This is a genomic window from Acinetobacter sp. UBA6526, assembly GCF_002434875.1.
GTDB classification, from domain to species: Bacteria; Pseudomonadota; Gammaproteobacteria; order Pseudomonadales; family Moraxellaceae; genus Acinetobacter; species Acinetobacter venetianus.
In genome coordinates this window covers 16,157-35,438 of record NZ_DJLC01000106.1, presented here as the reverse complement: position 1 = coordinate 35,438, position 19,282 = coordinate 16,157, and the positions used below count along the sequence as shown (strand labels likewise).

At 37.0% G+C, this 19,282-nt stretch carries 21 protein-coding genes and 2 pseudogenes; 9 read left to right on the top strand and 14 right to left on the bottom strand.

The window, feature by feature from the left end:
* The first annotated feature begins 115 nt into the window (after positions 1-115).
* From B4237_RS07040 to bfr, 3 genes are all read left to right on the top strand, one after another.
* On the top strand, positions 116-496 hold the full coding sequence (locus B4237_RS07040; RefSeq protein ID WP_004641286.1) for a RidA family protein: 381 nt from the start codon (positions 116-118) through the stop codon (positions 494-496).
* 220 nt (positions 497-716) lie between these two features.
* Positions 717-911, top strand: coding sequence for a bacterioferritin-associated ferredoxin (locus B4237_RS07035; protein ID WP_286942428.1), 195 nt, complete (start codon positions 717-719; stop codon positions 909-911).
* Between the two features lie 242 nt (positions 912-1,153).
* Positions 1,154-1,618, top strand: coding sequence for a heteropolymeric bacterioferritin subunit Bfr (gene bfr / locus B4237_RS07030; protein WP_004877797.1), 465 nt, complete (start codon positions 1,154-1,156; stop codon positions 1,616-1,618).
* A 34-nt stretch (positions 1,619-1,652) separates the two neighbouring features.
* Here the strand turns inward: bfr and B4237_RS07025 are convergent, their stop codons facing one another.
* The 3 genes from B4237_RS07025 to B4237_RS07015 all read right to left on the bottom strand — a co-directional run bounded on the left by B4237_RS07025 (position 1,653) and on the right by B4237_RS07015 (position 4,759).
* On the bottom strand, positions 1,653-3,287 hold the full coding sequence (locus B4237_RS07025; protein ID WP_286942424.1) for a PglL family O-oligosaccharyltransferase: 1,635 nt from the start codon (positions 3,285-3,287) through the stop codon (positions 1,653-1,655).
* A gap of 77 nt (positions 3,288-3,364) precedes the next feature.
* Positions 3,365-4,099 (bottom strand): TfpX/TfpZ family type IV pilin accessory protein, encoded by a 735-nt coding sequence (gene tfpZ, locus B4237_RS07020; protein ID WP_136456927.1) that lies wholly within the window; start codon positions 4,097-4,099, stop codon positions 3,365-3,367.
* A gap of 147 nt (positions 4,100-4,246) precedes the next feature.
* On the bottom strand, positions 4,247-4,759 hold the full coding sequence (locus B4237_RS07015) for a pilin (protein ID WP_286942422.1): 513 nt from the start codon (positions 4,757-4,759) through the stop codon (positions 4,247-4,249).
* A 459-nt stretch (positions 4,760-5,218) separates the two neighbouring features.
* Here B4237_RS07015 and B4237_RS07010 point away from each other — a divergent pair, with 459 nt between their 5' ends.
* The 3 genes from B4237_RS07010 to tfpZ (B4237_RS07000) all read left to right on the top strand — a co-directional run bounded on the left by B4237_RS07010 (position 5,219) and on the right by tfpZ (B4237_RS07000) (position 6,949).
* Entirely contained in the window at positions 5,219-5,746 is a 528-nt protein-coding gene (locus tag B4237_RS07010; protein WP_286942419.1) for a pilin, read from the top strand.
* 80 nt (positions 5,747-5,826) lie between these two features.
* Positions 5,827-6,210: a hypothetical protein gene (locus tag B4237_RS07005; protein ID WP_042891213.1), complete on the top strand. Its 384-nt coding sequence runs from the start codon at positions 5,827-5,829 to the stop codon at positions 6,208-6,210.
* 4 nt (positions 6,211-6,214) lie between these two features.
* Positions 6,215-6,949, top strand: coding sequence for a TfpX/TfpZ family type IV pilin accessory protein (tfpZ, locus tag B4237_RS07000; RefSeq protein WP_178895789.1), 735 nt, complete (start codon positions 6,215-6,217; stop codon positions 6,947-6,949).
* Between the two features lie 71 nt (positions 6,950-7,020).
* Here the strand turns inward: tfpZ (B4237_RS07000) and B4237_RS06995 are convergent, their stop codons facing one another.
* The 5 genes from B4237_RS06995 to B4237_RS06975 all read right to left on the bottom strand — a co-directional run bounded on the left by B4237_RS06995 (position 7,021) and on the right by B4237_RS06975 (position 13,180).
* A complete protein-coding gene (locus B4237_RS06995) occupies positions 7,021-7,380 on the bottom strand; it encodes a hypothetical protein (RefSeq protein ID WP_241287609.1) in 360 nt (119 codons plus the stop codon).
* A gap of 3 nt (positions 7,381-7,383) precedes the next feature.
* Positions 7,384-9,441 (bottom strand): hypothetical protein, encoded by a 2,058-nt coding sequence (locus B4237_RS06990; RefSeq protein WP_241287611.1) that lies wholly within the window; start codon positions 9,439-9,441, stop codon positions 7,384-7,386.
* Positions 9,438-11,375 (bottom strand): hypothetical protein, encoded by a 1,938-nt coding sequence (locus B4237_RS06985; protein WP_286942412.1) that lies wholly within the window; start codon positions 11,373-11,375, stop codon positions 9,438-9,440. The genes B4237_RS06990 and B4237_RS06985 overlap by 4 nt, the downstream gene beginning before the upstream one ends.
* Positions 11,372-12,799, bottom strand: a complete 1,428-nt coding sequence (locus B4237_RS06980; RefSeq protein ID WP_286942410.1) for a tyrosine-type recombinase/integrase — start codon at positions 12,797-12,799, stop codon at positions 11,372-11,374. Before B4237_RS06980 ends, B4237_RS06985 begins: the two co-directional genes overlap by 4 nt.
* 192 nt (positions 12,800-12,991) lie before the next feature.
* A complete protein-coding gene (locus B4237_RS06975) occupies positions 12,992-13,180 on the bottom strand; it encodes a hypothetical protein (RefSeq protein ID WP_286942408.1) in 189 nt (62 codons plus the stop codon).
* 116 nt (positions 13,181-13,296) lie between these two features.
* On the opposite strand from B4237_RS06975, the gene B4237_RS06970 reads away from it, so the two are divergent.
* Positions 13,297-13,680: a helix-turn-helix domain-containing protein gene (locus B4237_RS06970; RefSeq protein WP_286942406.1), complete on the top strand. Its 384-nt coding sequence runs from the start codon at positions 13,297-13,299 to the stop codon at positions 13,678-13,680.
* A 15-nt stretch (positions 13,681-13,695) separates the two neighbouring features.
* Positions 13,696-14,121, top strand: a complete 426-nt coding sequence (locus tag B4237_RS06965; RefSeq protein WP_286942404.1) for a hypothetical protein — start codon at positions 13,696-13,698, stop codon at positions 14,119-14,121.
* Between the two features lie 70 nt (positions 14,122-14,191).
* On the opposite strand, the gene B4237_RS06960 is transcribed toward B4237_RS06965, so the two are convergent.
* Positions 14,192-14,401, bottom strand: a complete 210-nt coding sequence (locus tag B4237_RS06960; RefSeq protein WP_286942402.1) for a helix-turn-helix domain-containing protein — start codon at positions 14,399-14,401, stop codon at positions 14,192-14,194.
* Between the two features lie 160 nt (positions 14,402-14,561).
* Here B4237_RS06960 and B4237_RS06955 point away from each other — a divergent pair, with 160 nt between their 5' ends.
* Entirely contained in the window at positions 14,562-14,828 is a 267-nt protein-coding gene (locus B4237_RS06955) for a hypothetical protein (RefSeq protein WP_286942399.1), read from the top strand.
* Between the two features lie 97 nt (positions 14,829-14,925).
* Here B4237_RS06955 and B4237_RS06950 read toward each other — a convergent pair.
* From B4237_RS06950 to B4237_RS06930, 5 genes and pseudogenes are all read right to left on the bottom strand, one after another.
* Positions 14,926-16,000 (bottom strand): annotated as a pseudogene (locus tag B4237_RS06950) (IS3 family transposase).
* 67 nt (positions 16,001-16,067) lie between these two features.
* Positions 16,068-16,340 (bottom strand): annotated as a pseudogene (locus B4237_RS06945) (hypothetical protein); the annotation flags it as partial.
* 532 nt (positions 16,341-16,872) lie between these two features.
* Positions 16,873-17,433 carry a TPM domain-containing protein gene (locus B4237_RS06940; protein ID WP_286942396.1) on the bottom strand — a complete coding sequence of 187 codons (561 nt, stop codon included), beginning with the start codon at positions 17,431-17,433 and terminating at the stop codon, positions 16,873-16,875.
* Positions 17,427-18,431 carry a TPM domain-containing protein gene (locus B4237_RS06935; RefSeq protein ID WP_414632342.1) on the bottom strand — a complete coding sequence of 335 codons (1,005 nt, stop codon included), beginning with the start codon at positions 18,429-18,431 and terminating at the stop codon, positions 17,427-17,429. Before B4237_RS06935 ends, B4237_RS06940 begins: the two co-directional genes overlap by 7 nt.
* 88 nt (positions 18,432-18,519) lie before the next feature.
* Complete coding sequence (locus B4237_RS06930) at positions 18,520-19,110, bottom strand: LemA family protein (RefSeq protein WP_004877820.1); 591 nt, start codon at positions 19,108-19,110, stop codon at positions 18,520-18,522.
* Between the last annotated feature and the right edge of the window lie 172 nt (positions 19,111-19,282).

Genomic DNA, 19,282 nt, shown 5'->3' with positions numbered 1-19,282 from the left:
ATTTTTCAAACTGAACCTGAATCAAAAGCGACTAAACAGTATTCGACAGTTTCGTGATGGCACTTTTGTGTTAAAGTCTCTTTGTTTCGAGATAAAAAGGACATAGGAGAGCTTAATGTCACGTCAAGTCATTCATACTGAACACGCCCCTGCTGCTATTGGAACTTATTCACAAGCAATTTTAGTTGGCAACACGCTCTACCTTTCTGGCCAAATTGGCTTAGATCCTTATAGTATGGAACTTGTAGATGGGATTGAAGCACAGATTCGTCGCGTATTTGACAACCTCAAAGCCGTATGTACTGCCGCAGGTGGAAGCCTAGCGGACATTGCTAAGCTCAATATTTTTCTTACAGATTTATCTCATTTCCAACTTGTTAACCAAATTATGGGCGAATACTTTGCACAGCCTTACCCTGCTCGAGCTGCTCTTGGTGTTGCAAGCTTGCCTAAAGGCGCTTTGGTAGAAATGGATGGTATCGTCATCATTCCATAATTTATCATTTAAAACCAAATATATAAATTTAAAATCCATTTATAAAAGACTAGTGCCTCCTGAACAAAAATCCAACGATAACTCGGATTTCCACTCAAGAGGTATTTTTTTATCCAAATTCTCAATAAGAATAAATCAGCTATTGGAATGAAATTCATTGACAAACGATAACAATTATCAATAATATCAATTATCGCATTTATATTTGTAGATCACTCCCATGTACGTGTGTTTATTGTGTGGAATTACAGATCAAGATATCAAAGACGCTGTTGCAAATGGCGCTGAGAGCTATCGTGAAATTCGCGACTTACTCGACTTAGGAACATGCTGTGGTCGTTGCGCTCCAGAAGCACGCGCAATTATTAGCGATGAATTAGCTGAAATTGCTGCTCGCATATCAATCGCAGCTTAAGCGAATATTTCTCTACACTGTTACGACTCCACCGCTTTCAATAGATCTTAGGTTCTACAGTGAAGCGGTTTTTTTATGATCATTAAAACTAATCCATCAATTACCGTCCAGTCTTCATCTTTCTGATTGTGATTTTCATTTGCCGTTCTATAAATTACTCGCAAGATTATAATTTGTTGATTAAGATAATATAAATTGTCTTAGTCAATAAGGCATCATTTGGTGGATATGGAGTAAGTGTAATGAAAGGCAATCGTGAAGTTATTAATCAACTGAATCAGGTGCTTTATCACCATTTAACTGCAATTAACCAATACTTCTTACACTCACGCATGTTTAATGACTGGGGAATTGAACAATTAGGTTCAGCTGAATACAAAGAGTCTATTCGCCAAATGAAACACGCGGATAAAATTATTGAACGTATTCTCTTCTTAGAAGGACTACCAAACCTACAGCATTTAGGTAAGCTCTATATCGGACAACACACCGAAGAAGTTTTAAATTGTGATATTCGCAAAGTAAAAGAGAATATCGAGGCATTAAAGCAAGCTGTTGAACTATCAGAAACACAACAAGACTATGTAACTCGCGATTTAGTTCAAGAAATTCTAGAGAAAGAAGAAGAATACTGGGATTGGTTAGACACTCAATTAGATCTTATTGAGAATGTTGGTATTGAAAACTACATCCAAAGCCAAATCTAATAAAAAGCCCTTTTTTTAAAGGGCTTTTTTATTTCTAGCGATTATTTAATTCAACAATTTCCGCTAAACTAATTTTCTGCTTATATAACCGCTGCAAGACCAATAAATATCGCTCAGCCTCTTTAGATTTTTGATTATATACAAGGAGTTGAGTATACTTTTTCAAATTGTATGGAGTCGCTTTATTTTTTACCATTTCACCCAATAGACTCAAGTCATGTTCCGACATTTTAGTTTTAGGATTTAAAGCAATCCAATCTAATCGTTTTTGAAACTGTGTCAGAATCAAGATTTTTGAACTACCCAAAATTTCTTCTGTTGGTTGCTTACCTTTAAAGACCAGTCGACTGTTGTCTTGGAAAAGCTTGTAGTCCCTCCAAATCAAAAGAAAAACAATCAGCGCCATCAACCCAATACAACGGATCACATTTTTATTGAGTACAATACTTTTTAGATTTGGTGTTTGAGCTTGCACCAAACCTAATAGAAAACCTAAAGGTAATAAAAAATAAGCATAACGCTGAGGAAACTCGAGTAGGGCATGAATTAAGATTGCACTTACCATGAGTAATGCAATCATAGACGTCATATCTTTTGCATTTTTACTCAGCCAAAACAACCACAATGCCACATATGTAATGATCAAAAGACCAAGCGGCACTCCATTCCAAACCAGTAGATCTAATAAAACATTATGTGCACTATTGAACCAAACTTGAACAGTATTGAATTGAATACTTTCGACGACCGCTATACTTGTTTGGTTCCAACCATAGCCCAACAAAGGCCTCTCAGCAATCGCATGCAGAATTTGCATCCACATCCCTAAACGTTCATGCCCAGAACCAGCGCGTTGAGCAATTGATGCTGTTTGTGTAACACCTGTATCAATACTTGAAGTCAAAATCTGTGTGAATAAAGGCAATACATATGCAGCCAACACAAAGTAAAAAGCTGTCCATAGCAATAATTTAGGAAAATTAAATCGTGGTGAATTTCGATATTGTTTATAAATCCAATAGAAGAAGAAGAAAATACATACGATCCAAGATGTTCTAGATTGAGTAAGAACAGTTGCAAAAAGAATAGTGCTACTTATTGGAATGAGTAACCATAATGTCAGTTTTCTCTTTTCATATAAGTACAAGGCCCCCATTAAGCCTACAATTAAAAAAGTAGCCAAATTATTAGGCTGGCCAAAATTTGCATAAGGGCGACTTCCCCTCAACCCCATTACGACATCGAAATGATTTTCAAGGTTTAGCCATTGTAAGATTGCCATAATGGAACTTATCAAAGATATGCTAAACAATAAATAGCTTGCACCTAGCATAATTCTTTCACGCTGTTCTGATTGCAAAGATAAGTTATATCCAATAACAATCATCAGCCAAAACATAAACAGATATGAAAAGCTTAAGAATGCAACACTAAAATCAGTAATTAACCCGAAGCCACATTGAACTAAAGGAATAAAAGTAAGTACCAGCATCAGAATTTGAGGGCGAGCAATTTTTATATTTTTATTAAGAAAAATAGCAATCAGTATCAAACTAGCACCGAAACTCGTTAACTCACTCGAGAACGTCACCCAAGGATAAGTGTGGAATGGCGAGAGCCAAGCAAAACTAAGCAGCAGCGCTGCGAGTAATAGACACAAAATTTGCATAACTAAACATAAAAAAGAGCTTCGCTGCATTATACATTGAAGCTCAATAAAACTGGTTTTATAGCTTGGTGTTTCTGTTAATTCCAAGGTCTCAAATCAACAATTTTAACCACCTCACCTTTTTCTTTATTTATGAGAACGGTCATGTCAACGGCATTTGCTTTTAGAGGTACAAAAGCAGTCGCTTGTGGGTATTGAGTAAGTGTATTTTCTACAAGTTTGGGATCATTATATTGGTTTAATTTATCTAATGGTTCAGCACGTTTTTGCATTTGTGGCTTAACTTTTGATAAATCAACATAACGTTCTGGTTTTTGAGCGATGGAAATCCCGCCCATCACTTCTACAAACATATCATCATTGCGAGTTTGAGCATTTTTAGCAAATTTTACACCAACATACTGAGGTTTAAGCCAAGAAGCTTGCTGATATTGCGGCAAAGCCTTATCAATACCCTCATCAATAACTTCATTTTTGCGCACCAATTGGAAACGATCTACGTAATAAGCCAACCATGCTGGACGTCCTTGAGCAATGCTATAAATGCCATATCCTAAAGCAAGAACCTGAATCAGGATAATAATACTCAAATCTATTTTTAAGGTCTTTTTTCCTTCTTTATAGACCAACAATCCTAATAAAGGCCCAACAATGACATCAATGGCTAACATCATTAAAAAGATATGTGTCACTCCTACGGCCTTTGCTAAAGGGTATGGATACCAAACGAAAAATACAACCCCGACTATAATTAAAGCAATAAAGAAAGAAATTGCTAAATGACCAAGAAAAAATTTAAGGCGTTTAGACATTATTAAAATCCAGACAAACATCTCAGTATTATTAGCGAGTATTATCATTAATCTATATTATGAGTATTGATATAACACTCCACTAAATTTTCATTCCTTTATATAAATAAAAAGACTGGCGAACCAGTCTTTTTTTATTTTATTTAATTAGTTACCACGACAAGAACCTGGTAAGAATTTAGGGCTAATAGCTTCACTTCCACCAGGACCACATCTCCATGAGTTTACAGTCGTTCCTAGATCATTTGCTTCCGTCATTGGATTACCACCTGCATTAAGAGGCACTAATTGGAATGTTTTTTCTTTCGCATCACCCAAATCTGCGGCATCAGTAGTCGTAACGGTAATTACACCAGCATCAGAAGTTTCAACCAACGCTGTATATTTAGTTGATGGTACCGCAGGTAAAGTAGTCGGGTTACCTGAAGCATCAGGTTCTCCTGCTCGTTCAGGTAAGCCAACTTCACATCCCCACTGATTCGCCCCAGGTAAACCTGAAGATGATTGGTACACTTCAGTTACTGTTGTACGGCACACAGAACCTGCTAAAACTGGTTCAGCCATTTTTGCACGCACTGTATAGTCTTGATAAGCAGGTAAAGCTACTGCCGCCAAAATACCGATAATCGCGACTACGATCATTAATGTTATACATTCCATAAGTCACTTTATATAGACATGCATCAAACCATTGAATTATCTTGTTTTACTTCATTATTTATTTTGTCCATATGGACATACTTTTCAATGGACAAAAATTTAAGTTTTGTCCATTGAAAAGTATAAATCTCTACTTTAAACAAATATTCTCATAGCATCCGACGAACGGTCAATAAAAATCCAATCATTTTTTCTGTGATCAATATCGCTTAATTTTTAGACTTTTTGGGAGGAATCAAATTTAAGGGCAATGAAATGTAGCAAAAACTCACAGATAGTGTCATTAATTGTCATTTTTTAACCTAAACAGTATTTATTTGATTAATTTCATGCAGAAAAATATTCATTTAAATCATTGTTTTTTTAAGTTAAAATTATCGAGGCTAAGGATTGGCATAGAATATGCTAAATACAAATTAGCTGTAAAAGCTTATAATAATTTATACATTGGAGAATGTTATGAATACAATACAGAAGGGCTTTACGCTCATCGAACTCATGATTGTAGTCGCTATTATTGGTGTACTAGCAGCAGTCGCTTTACCTGCATATCAGGATTATACAGTTAAGGCAAAAGTTTCAGAAGTACTGTTAGCTGCATCTGCTTGTCGTACTAATGTGTCTGAAGTATATCAAAGTGCTAGTTCTTTACCTGCAGCAGGTAAATGGGGCTGTGAAACTACTAATCCGACTAAATATGTAAAATCGGTTGCAACAAATGGTAAAGGAACGATTGTAGTGACTTCATCGTCTGCTTTGCCTGCTGCAGCAGCTGAGAAAACAATTGCAATGGTACCTTTACAAGCAGATTCGTCATCAGGTGCAGCAGCAGGTGCACAAGCTACAGCTACAGGACCTGGGACTGTAACTGGTTGGAAATGCGGCCCTGGTTCTGTAGCTGGAACAGCTATGCCTAAAAAATATTTACCAGGTACATGTCAGGAAGTTATTGACACTGCTGACGATGCAACTCCTGCAACTTCATAATTGAAGGAATTCTAAAAGACTGGTTCGCCAGTCTTTTTTATGGATGAAAGTTAGCAACTATTGGATAAATAAAAAAGATCATGATTAAAGAGTATGAGTTTCAAGCATTGGGTGAAGAAAATAATTATCAACAATTTCCAGATGAAATTGAAACTAATAATCATATTCTCTTTCACGGAACTGCAGAAGTAAACTTTGAAAATATTAAAAAGCAAGGTTTTCAACCAAAAGCTGATGGTAAATTAAGTAGTATCTCCTTCGCTAAAAAAAGCTCATTGGCATTGAGTTACGCTTGTGCAGCTAGAAATAATCTTTCTCCAAAAGGTATAATTATTATGGTAGATATTTCAAATATAAAACAAGAATGTATAGTGGATCAAAACTTCGGTATTCATTTATCACCTAAATTTCAACCTAAAATTATTGGCTACTGTTTAGTTCCTGAAAATTATAAGTTTAAGTAAAAATATGTCAAAACGCCTAAAGTTTTTTCTAAGCCATTTATCTATTTCATTTCTGATTGCTCTACTTGTTGTCGGGCTTGTATTTTTCATTTGGTATCCATCCCCTTTAGCGCAAGCTGTTGGAGTGACTCATATCTTTTTAATGATGTTAGCGATTGATGTGATTGTGGGACCAGTCTTGGGTTTATTGGTCTATAAAGAAGGCAAAAAAACACTTAAATTTGACCTTAGTGTGATTATTCTCATTCAAATCGCGGCTTTATGTTATGGGGTATTTAGCATTGAACAAGGTCGCCCAGCATGGTTAGTATTCCATGTGGATCGTTTTGAGTTAGTGCGAAAAAATGACCTTATTCTAGAAAATATTGACCAAGTACAACCTCAATTTCAACAGGTATCATGGACTGGTCCACAATTTGTTGCAGTGAAATCAGCCGTTAGTACTCAGCAACGCCAAAATGATATGTTTACCGAGGTATTAGGCGGCATTTCCCTTGCTCAACAGCCTGATCGTTATATTGAACTCACTCAAGCTAAAAACCAAATTCAAAAACCTGCATTGCCGCTTGTAGAACTGCAACAGTACAACCAAAAAACAAAAGTTGAAAAAACTTTAGCCAAATATCCAAAAGCAGATGCGTGGCTACCGTTAAAAGCCAATGCAGTCGATATGGTGGTTTTAGTCAATAAAGAATCTGCGAGCATCATCAAAATAGTAGACTTAAGACCGTGGGAATAATTTTAACGGCATATTTTTTAACTCCGTTTATTAAAAAGCCACTAAGTTCATAAACTGAGTGACTATATCAATCAAATAGTCCGAGTACTTTGCCTCAACTCAAAATTTTCTAGCAACAGCGAATTGCACTTTTCCAGCAGTATTTCATAATCTTCTTTCAGCTGCTCATAATCACTTTTCACCGCTTTGGTCTTAGTTTTCGCTTGCTCAATTTGCTGGGCAGGCGAAAGAATATTTTGCCCTGCTGCCTGTGCAGCTTGCTCAATTGCCTCAATTAATGCTGCATGACGGCTTTTTTTAATCGAGCCTCGTTTACGTCCAGCCTCCATTGCAACCGTATCGTTATTAATGGCAGAGCCTTTCGGTAGAACAATCGGTTTGTTGGCTTTTAATCGCTCTAAAGCAGCGTAATAATCATTAAGTGCACTCATATTTTACACCTCAATATTAATCGTTTTAATTTTTTGAATCATTTTGTTTAAAGCCAAAATCTCACTGTCCATTTGCCCGTATAGCAGACTGTTCTGTACTTGCATATCTCGCTGCCGTTGTAGTCGATGAACCGCTTTTTGCATTTTTTCAGCACTTGTTGCATCAAACACAGCATGGGCACAACTCAAACAACTGGTAATCGCAGTAAATGAAATTTTTTCGCAAGAATCAGGATTAGTACAAGCACCAAACAGGCTAGTCTTGCAAGCAATTTCCCCTTTTTTCATGCGATTAATCGTTTCATCACGGTTTGGAAATACTGTGAGTAATTGCTCACGATCTTTTTGTAGCTGCAAATAGGTTCCTGCCCCACCGAGTAAACGGCTAGCACTATTAATTACACCATCTTCAAATTGTGCATAAGAATGCACCAAACGTTGATATTCAAGCTCTTGAAGAAACTCTTTTTGACTATCACTCACTAAAATATTCGGCGCAAATACCGCATTGTTTCGGTAATATAAAGTCATCGCTTCGGTTAAATGCTTATATTGAACGGATAAAGCTCCTAATCCAATAATCCCTGAACGCGCACCATACACAGCTAATGAGCGCCTAAATTGATGCGTACAGATATTCCAGTATTTACCCAGTTGACAGTCCTTTTCTTCACGCCAATTGCGAAAACCATCAAAGGCTTCCAGTTCAGCCAAGTCACTTTCACAGATGCGCAACTCATCACCAAGTAATGCCGAAATATGGTTCAAATACTCGTTAAAATTGGACTGTGTTCTAGTCGGAGCACCTGAGAAATTGGAAATAAAATCCGTTTCACTTTCAATATTTCGATTATTTTTATGCCGATGTTTTTGTGAATATCGTGTTGGAAATAAGGGATATTCACGAGGGTTAGCAAAATCGTAGTGCGGATTAAATAACGCATAGATTTCACCAATACTTTGTGCTGCGTGTACGCCTATTTGAATGTCTTTAAACGTGATCCAATACGTCGATTTATTTCCACCACCATGCAACTTGGAGGTATAACCCATAATGACATGCACAAGATGCTCGTTACTTTGAACCGTTTGATAGCAATCAGAAGACAGCTGATTCACTTCATTGTCCCTCATTCCTGTAAATAGATGAATCCAAAGTTTGGCCATTCCTTGTATCAACGTCATGTAGCGAGTCAAATTCGCATGTTTGCTAATCTGATTATTTTCAAACAGTGCCGTTAAACCAAATAAATCACGAGCATCGACAAAACTCACTGCATTTTTATAATCTTTAAACTCGCGGGGCATACGCGCAAAAGATGGCTCTTGTTGAATGCGCTGAAACCACTGATGTAAAGCAGGCGCATACTGATTAAACTCATTAAGCTTCTCCGATAAACCATTAATTAGAATCATATAAATACGTGATGGGATCAACTTAGTTTGCGGACCTACTTTGCCCGACTGCAAGCGTATTCGTGCAGCGAGCCTTGCTAAATGCTCTATTGGCTTATATGTACTAAACGCAGGAATGAGCAATGGGTATTGCTGTTGTAAGACAAAACAATCAACTAAAAATGCTTTGATATGGATTGCTTTTTGATAGCTCACACCAGCATAAGCATCTCGAACTTTTGACATATAAGCAACATCGCCAAATAACTGCTGCAATGTACAGCCATTGCGGTATGCGATAGCAGCAAACTGGCGCAAAATAGTATGCCGCTTCTCAATACTTTTAATAATCGATTTACCAGATTTTATATAAAGCAAAGCAAAACTGATTTTTTTCATTTCTGCCCGAATTTGGCAGAAGAGAAAGTCATCTTCACGGGAATTCTCAAGCCAGCTATCAAAATTCAGGCGGCAGTTACACTTCGGTGAATATGGAGAAAGATCCCAAATATTGTCTGAATAAACTGACAATATCTCACCACTCTTCATTCGCGATAATACAAAAGTACTTGGGACAGTCAGCTGATTATTCTGTAGATTGTACTCATCAGGTAAAAACTGCTCAGCAATACCCAATGAATATAGATATGAATTAAATGAACTCATGATATCCACCCCAAATCAATTAGCAATTCAAAATGATTGAGCCAATAGGCATCTAAATCACCGCTTTCCACTTCTTCTTGAATTGAAAAAATTCGATCACGTAAATTTTCATAAGTATCTAATAGTTCGTTGATTACTTCGTCAATTCGATGTAGCACAACTCCAAACTGCTGTTCCCACTTGATTAAGTCCGTGGCTTTTTGTTTAACGTAGCCGAGTAGGCTTTTCAGTGATAAAAGCTTACGTACATCTTCGTCATCAGCATGAACTGCATAGTGTTGGCAGAATAAGCAATGCTCAAATTGTTGGCAGTTAGGCGATGGAGCTTGTGCAGCAAAACCCGTTGCTTTTTCAGGCTGTAGATTTGTTGTCATACAAGCCCCGACTGGCAAGGTCTTAACATCAACAGGCTCATCTAGCGTTTGCACAGGAATACGCTCAACGGTTCGAGTTTGTGACACTGCAACTTCTCGCAGTTCATAAAAGAATTGTGAAATCTGTTGGCTTGCATCTTTAAATGAAGTTCGACTGTAGTTTTTCTTCGCAGTATCGAGTGAGTGTCCCATTTTTTCGACTTCAAGCAATAAATCACCATCGCTTAGTTCGACATACTGACTACTGACGTGCTTACGCCACTGTTGTGGCGTAATCCAAACCATTTTCGGGAAAATCCGTTGTAAAAATTTTTTTATTAATTGTAATCTGCCGTTGCTTACAGGTCCCAATTGCAGAATTTCGTTGCGCAATGGAAAGACAAAATCACATTCTTCACCTTGTACATACCATTCTCGAAGTTCCAGAATCTTCCTAAAAACTGGCTCAAATTTTACTCCAAATTCTGGTCGTACTGTCTTGTTTCCTGCACGGCTTTTCGTTCCTGAAAAGCGTCGGCCTTGTGTTGATGGCAGGACTTCCATGCTGTCTAGTTGTAATTGTTGAGCAGTGTCTAGATTTGCTCCAGTTTGTGCAATAAATAACAGCATGCCGATGGCAAGACCGTAGGAGGTAAGTCTTTCACGCTCTAAATGTCGCTTGTCTTTATTACGTTCTTCAAGTTTACGAATCGCTTGATTGCGATTTTCACGTACACGTTTTCGATGCTCACTATCTTCTTCTAACTCAAAATCAGCCAGCATTTTGGAAAGGGCCGGAATAATTGGATATTTGGCTAAATAATTCTGCATATCAAACTGGATATGCTGTTTTTCAGTTTGATGATGAAAGCCCGAGTAAAAATAAAAATCTTCCTGATCCACGGATTGAAAATGTGCTGGAAAATCTGCGCCTTGCATCACAATACGATAAATTTCAAGAAAGACATTCAACAAAGTTGCATACGTCTTCTGATGATCTTCTTTAGCGATTGGAAAAACAGGAAGATCGTAACGCTGAGACTGTACTTGCATCGCTTGACTAACAATATCAATTTCATGGCAGTCAAATACATATGCTATCAACTTCGCCGCATTACGCTGATATTGCTTTGCTGTATGTGCAGCTAGGTTTTCTTCATCAGTATCTGCAAGCAAAGTGCGATCAACTAAATATTTGCTGTAACGACGATACGCATCTATCACACTGTCTTGATTTGATAAATCAAAATTTTTCTTTTGGCTATCCACCCAATCTAAAAAAATTTTACTAGTGTAATAAAATAGTGCTTTTGACAAATCTGATTTGCTCATTTGCAACAAATAGTCCGTTAAACACTGCAAAAAATAACGTCTTTTTTCATCAAAAGATGCAGATAACTGCTGTTCTGACAAAACCCCGCCAGATACTCTTTTACGATAAAACAGAGTTCCAATGTCAAATGTCTTAAAAGCAAAAGAAGCTGTCTTATCTTTGCAGACGAGAACAAGTCGCTCATGCTCATTAATTTGTTTGTTGATATCTGAGATATGCACAAAAATCGGAGAGCGTCTAAAATTCATGACAATTCTCCCGCTAAATTGACAGAAGACATCACGTATTTCATTAAGCTTGATTCATACTCATGCTGAATTTTACTGCGCCATTGCAATCGTGATTTATAATTCAAATACTGTAAAGTCGTGCTGATGTTACGATGTCCCATACGAGCTTGCACATACTCAACAGCGGCCATATGATTATGCCCATCTGGCAAATGCTTTAACTGACTTTCGAGCAAATTCATACCAAAACTAGCACGTAAATCATGAAATTTAAAATTTTGAAATTGAGGATCAATCAAGCGGATTTCAGGCAATAATACACCTTTTAAATAGCTGCGTACCGCTTCGCCTACATACAGTTTCAGCCTAGACCCAAATAAGTCAGAAGCTTTAATCCTCTCGGTCAGCTCTTGTTGCTCTACTTTACTTGTATAAAATGGAGTCCCCAGTTTGGTGAGAAATACATAGTTTTCATCCGAATTACCGTAATCAGACTTCTGTCTACGCTGACGTGCTTGCTCACTATTGATATAAATTTTAAGATCATGCGCTAACCAATGCGGAATTAGCAGCGTCATTGGCTTTTGAAATTTAGTATCAATGCCTGTCCCTGCCCCAACAGGCAGACGAATAAAGCCATGACTATCAGGCTCACAACCAATTAAGTTTTTGATTCGTAAAGTACAAATCGTTTGTAAACGCGCACCTGTGAATAATGCTAGATAGAACATCAACTGATATTCTCGTGATGATTTTTGCAATGCTTTTAATATGACAGTTTGCGATTCAACGCTGAGAGGGCTTAATTCACCACCATCCACAATCGCTTCAGAATTTGGCACTTTGGCTGGAACATGAATCGCAAGATCATGCGACTTAATTGCCATTTTTCTACGTGCGCCAAACTCATTATCCACGGCAATATATTTGTAGACATCTTTAAACGGTATGCCATAGTGCTGATGATCAACCAAGTCTTCTGTAACGAGAAATCGATAAAAATTCACTACCGCATTAATTCGATTACTTGCAGAGCGAGCTGAAATTAGACCTGCATTCGCTTGCTCAATAAGACGAGTGCGATATTTAAAAATCGCATTTGACTGTTTTAGTTTGTGGAACTTTAAACAGTCTAGTTGCTCATCTTCTAAAAAACGCTGAAAATCAACCAACTGATTGGCAATAGATGCAAATGTTTTAAAATCATACTGTATTGTTTGCTCGAGTTTTTTCAGCAAATACAGATTAAAAATTTCAGAAGGGTTGCCATCTCCCTGAATAATCACAGGGAATTCAAGGTAAGCATCACCATGTTTTTCAAACGCTGCATCATTTAAACGATCAGTTGCCTTAACCAACGTCAATAACTGAAATTTTTTAATGGTCACGACTTTGGCTTTTGATTGGTAGCGTGACTGACCATTTTTAAGTTTAGTGCTCATTTTGAGCCTCCTGTTTATTAAAAAACAGGCAAAAAGTGATCTTGAGATAGGATTGACAAAAATGCCCCTATTCATCAAAATAAAAATGTCTGATCAGCAATGAAGACATTCATAAGAGCTCATGTTCCCGCATGGGCTTTTATACTTTTTGCCGAATGAAAATTATTACTTTTAAAATTTAGCCCACAGCATCTATCTCTTTTGTAGCGTTTTTTGATTTATACTTGACAAATTATTCAAATAGCCTTGGATTTTAAGTTCTCTCATAATCAGTACTGAAGACTGTGCATCAAGACTTCTTAAATGATCTGAACAATATCGTTGATAAGCCTCACGAATTTCAGGATTCGGTAGTCGAACCAAGAATGGCTTTCCTTTCATATCGTTTATCCTTGCGTGTTAGTTCATGATTTTCTCGAGCGTGTTACACTATGTTAGTATCGCTAACAAATTAATATTAATCGTTTGATTAACTAAAATAAATAGGATTTATTCAAGTGAATAAGATTTTTTTAACAGAAGAACGTAATAGGTTGAATTTAAAAGCAAAAGATGTAGCTGAATTTGTTGGTGTAGCAATTCCTACACAGTCTAATTATGAAAATGGCAAACGCTCTCCAGATGCAGAGTATCTTGCTAAACTTACGGAATTAGGCTTTGATATTAATTACGTTTTAACAGGAAAAAGAGAGTCTTTAAGTCTGGCAACACAAGAAAAAATGCTGATTGAATTATTTCGGCAAGCACCAGAAACTGTACAAAGACATATCTTGGCTGGGTTATTAACTCAAAATACTCCAGAACCACCTAAGGGTAATATTGTTACGGTCGGTGACTCAAATACTGGGAATGTTGCAGGAACAGATATAACTCTTAAATAAATAGCTAGGATTCTTATGACAAATAATTCTGTTTCTGTCGGTCATTCAAATACAGGCAATGTATGTGGCGGCAATTTAACAATTAATCACTCATTACCATGTAAAAATGGTGATGGGATGCTTTCTTATGAAGACTATCAGAGGTTTCCTTATTGTAATCAATGTATCTCATCATTCCGTAATCAGACATTTTTTCGCTATCAAAAAAATGCTATCGCGATTTGTTGGGTAATCTTTGCCTTAGTCATTGGTGGATTCTATTTCATTATGGGACGTTTACCAAATTTTGCGGGTATTATGTTTCAGAAACATAATTTAATGGAGCCTTTGATCCCATTAATTTCAACATTAATTTTATGTCTTGTAATTTTTTGTCTAGGTAGAGTTTATGCTATATTTTTAGCAAAAAAATATATCAATCAAAATTTAAGCTATCACTAACATAAAACTTTACTGACTCTATATTATTTTTAAATTTATCAATAAATTGTGAACCACTTAGTTCCCTGCTTTACGAGTCTTGACTGTATTCAAATAAATCTTGCATATTACAATTAAAATATTCACATAAGGTATTTGCGACTGAAAGTTCAATTCGTACTGCACGATCATAGTAAAGACTTGTTAGCGTATTACGATTAATACCAGTCGCTTGAGCTACCTCACTTAACTTTAAAATTTTTCGCTCACCCATTAAATTTGACAACCTACATCTAATCATAACAACCTTCAAATTGAAAAATTAACCTACTACAGGTTAATTTAACTTGATAAATAACTTTCATCGTGCTAATTTAACCTGCAGTAGGTTATATTGTTTTGTTAAAAACCAAATTAGCCGTTCTAAATTTCATTATATAGTTTTTTAAGGAAGTTCAGCTATGAATAACTACTTTTCTCCAAAATTCTCTGTTTCAGAGGAAGTTCGTTCAACTGCTGTTGCACTAATCAAAGAGTTTAATATTGACCGTACGTTTGATTTAGCTTTGTTTCTGAATATTAACCCTAATTTAAATGACCAAGATGCCACTTTAGCCTGGGTGAATTATTTTGAAAAAAATCAACATGATCTCAGTGACTTCAATCATGTTAGACGCCACTTTATGAAAAATTTTCCTAAAATTATGTTTGCAAATTTCAGTGAATAAAATAATCAAAGGGAGATATCAAATATCTCCCTTAATTTTTATAGCAATGCTCTTATGGGGTAATCCTCCCATAAATAACTGAAGTTAAAAGTAGAGGTTAAGCAGCCATTAGAGGTGGCTTTCCTTTGTTAGCTTGATGTGGTCTTTCATGGTTGTAATACCACAACCAGTTTGTTGCATAATCTTGTACTTCATCCAAAGTATCAAATAAATGCTTGCTCAGCCAACTATAACGTATGGTCCGATTATAACGTTCAATATACGCATTCTGCTGTGGCTTACCTGGTTGAATATATTCAATACGAATACCTTGTTCAGTTGCCCAGCGTACAAATTCATGACTGATAAACTCCGGGCCATTGTCACACCGAATAACTAACGGCTTTTCTCGCCACTCCAGCAACTGATTCAACGTACGAATAACCCTGATTGTCGGTAATGAGAATCCTGCTTCAATGGCTAAACCTTCTCGACGGTAATCATCAATTACATTCAATAATCGAAACTTGCGACCATCGGAAAGTTGATCATGCATAAAATCTAATGACCAAACCTGATTTTCTCGGATTGGTTCTTTCAATGGTTCAGGCGCGTGCCGTTTTAGTCTTCTTCTCGGTTTAATACGCAGATTTAGTGCCAACTCACAGTAAATGCGGTAAACCCGCTTGTGATTCCAGCAGTGATTCTCAACATGTCGTAAATATGAGAAGCACAGACCAAATCCCCAATCGGAATTTTCCTCAGTGAGTTCAATGAGCTGTTCAGCAATTAATGCATTGTCATCGCTAAGTTTAGCCTGATAACGGTAGCAGGTTTCACTAATGCCAAATGCAGAGCAAGCTAAACGGATACTAACCGCATGCAGGGCAACGGCTTGTTGAGCCATCTGACGTCGGCAAGATGGCTTCACCACTTTTTTGACATTGCTTCCTGAATAATCTCTGCCTTTAATCGCTCTTCAGCATACATTTTTTTAGTCTGGTATTTTCTACTTCCAACTCTCTGAGTCGAACCATTAATGAGGTATCCATACCGCCATATTTAGCACGCCATTTATAGAATGTAGCATTGCTCATGCCATGTTCACGGCAAAGAGTAGCTACAGGTGTACCAGATTCCGCCTGTTTCAAAATGGACATGATCTGACTGTCAGTAAATTTAGATGTTTTCATGCAGAATCTCCTGCTTGTATCTTAAGAGAAAATTCTATTTTTAGATCCTTTTATTTTTAGGGGGGATTACCGAAGCAAACAATCGCCCATCTTTAAACACAATCGCGGATGAAGCATCTAAACTGTTTCCAGACCGACCTTCATAATACAGAGCCTCATCTGTTTTCAGTAAATAGGGCGCTGAGCAATTGTCGAAATTAGATTGAAATTTTAGATAATCATGCTTTAACAATGTTTGAAGTTCTGTTTGGATTTTTGGATTCAAAACAATTTGAGGAATAGATGAAATATCTGAATATTGAATGAAGTCTAGTTCTTGAGCATGAGTAAAAACGGAGATTGAAAAAAGTAGAAAAAGTTAATAGTGATTCTTCATATCAATTTTATTATTTTTATGTCCATATTGACTTACTTATGGATTGTTCATTTTATATGGACACTTATGGAGTATCGATAAGAGTAAAACCCTTTTGCATTGTGTTCATAACATTTCTCCAATGTATAAATTTTTATAAGCTTTTATTAGCTACTTGTATTCAGCACGTTTCATGCCAGTCCTTAGCTTAGCTAATTTTAACTCAAAAAAACAGGGACTTAAAAAAAATTCATCTTGAGTAAAATGAGAGCATTTTAGACGTTTTATGAAAAAAAATGACAATTAATGTCATATTTACCACTTTATTATTCAAAACTCATAACTTTGAACTTGATGATGCTCTAATAGTATTAAATTTGAGCGACATAAATCACAGAAAATATTTTTTAATTTTTTTTGCCATCCATCGGAAGATAAATAAATGCAATACAGACTTTTCTATACATTAAGTTTTCTTTTTAATTAAAGCAAGCATTTAATCTATGCTCTCTAACACTCAATTCAGAATAATAGGTGCATTTGGCAGCTCATTTTGATCAGCAGAATCATTCTTAATGTAATATTGGTCTAGAACTCGCCCGATCTCTTCTACGCCACTTTTAACTGCAAACAGGTATTGCTCTTTAGCCAACAGGCTCACGATACTTTGACAGATTTCGCACCACATCTCTGGCTGAGTTGCATTTTTGAGGCCTCTATCAATCACAATTTCAACCTTACGCTCGCACAGATTTAAGTAGAGTAAAACACCACTATTCAGCTCAGTGTCCCATACACCCAGCTCAGCAAATAGCTGTTGCGCACGTAGACGCGTATTTTGATAGTACGCTTGCGAGCAAGGAATATGCCCTTCAATCACCACCTGAATTTCCCCCACATGACCTTTTTCAGCTTGCTGTACAGCATTTGCAATTTCTATTTGGTCTTGTTTATTGAAATATCGATGTGCAGAAGAGACATAGAGAAAATGCTTAAACCAACGTTTTAAGCTATGTTGTACCTGATCACCCAACTTAGGTTGAGTAATGATTTGAGTTGTATCTGTCTTTGTTACCATGAGCCTGATGCTCCTCCGCCACCAAAACTGCCTCCGCCGCCACTATAACCACCGCCGCTACCTCCACCAAAACCACCTCCACTGCCACCACGCCCACCTCCAGAGAGAAATGCTTGAAAAATCAATTGTGCAATAGAAGTAATTAATAGAAAGAAAATACCAATGCCCAGCAACAGACTCATCACTAAACCTGCACCATTGACCAATCCAGCAACGGTCGCAGCCACTGCAGCAGTAGAAGCGCTCAGCCGCTTACCCACAATAAACGATCCAACAACGCCAGCAATTAAGATAAACAATGCCATCGTTAAAGTATTATCTTTTGCTTGCTGTGCTTGCAATGCTTGATCGTGACGTTCTTTGAGTTCTTGAGCTGCCTGCTGAGCAATCTCAGGATCTAAATTCACAATGCGGGTAATCTCATCTAAGCCAGCTGAAATACCCTGTGCATATTGTCCTTGTTTGAAATACGGCGTAATTTGATTTCTGATAATACGACTTAAAACCACATCAGGCAGCACACCCTCTAAGCCATAGCCAGTGAGTATTTGGATTTTCCGATCATTAATCGCAACTGCCATCAATAAGCCATTATCTCGCCTCGCTGAACCTAACTGCCATTTTTCGCCTGTACGCAAAGCAAAATCAAAAATGGCTTCTTGTCCTGTGGTTGGGACAATAATCACACCGATCTGTGCTTTACCTTGTTGATATAGGTTAAGTATTTTCTGATCTAACTGCTGAATTTCAGCATCACTTAATACCTTAGCTTGATCAATGACAGGTTGGTTTAATGTCGGTAATCCACGTATAGATTCACCATCTGCCATATCATCGGCGACTTTCGGTAATACAGGTGTCTCAGTATTGGGTGTACTCGATGATGCTGCTTTATTTTCCTGTTGTTCCTGAATAATTTTGCCCGCAACCACTAAATCACTTTGATCAGTGGCTGTGGCAACCTCAGCCAAAGCTGTATGTTGAAAGCAAAGCATCATAAAAATGATGATTAAAATAGATTTCCATTTTTGCTTTAACACATTCAACATCAGCTTTCTCCTCCGCATTTAACTCAACAATCAGTAATTAGTTAAATGAAACTGTTGGAGCTTGCTGAGCAGATTGTTCAGCCTTAAAGTTTTCCTTAGTTTTCATGCCAATTACTTTAGCGGTCATTGCTTGTGGGAATTGACGTACATAAGAATTGTAATCTTGTACTGTCGTAATATAACGATTACGTGCAACAGCAATTCTATTTTCTGTACCTTCGAGCTGTGCTTGAAGATCACGGAATTGTTCATTGGCTTTTAAATCTGGATAGTTTTCAGAGACGGCAATTAAGCGCGATAATGCTCCTGTGAGCTGACTTTGCGCTTGCTGGTATTTTTCGAATAGTGCTGGATCTTCTAATACTTCTTTATCCACTTTCAAGCCAGCTACGTTTGAACGTGCTTGAGTCACTTCAGTGAGCACTTGCTCCTCATGTTTTGCATAACCTTTTACGACATTGACTAAATTCGGAACGAGGTCTGCTCGACGCTGGTATTGGTTTTGTACTTCTGACCACGATGCATTGACTGCTTCATCTTTCACTTGCAAAGTATTATAGCCACACCCTGTAAATAAGAGTGTACTCGCTAATACTGTAGCAATTGCGGTTTGTTTAATTACTTTCATCAAAATTTATCCTCAGGTTTTTCTTTATATTTTTGCGATAATTCATTGTAATGTGATTTTTTACTTGCTGTGTAACATTTATTAAAGTTGATTTAGTCTGTTCAAATAAAAATGGCATTACTCGAAATCTCAAAGTAATGCCACGCTAAGCAAATATTTATTGTTTTTATAA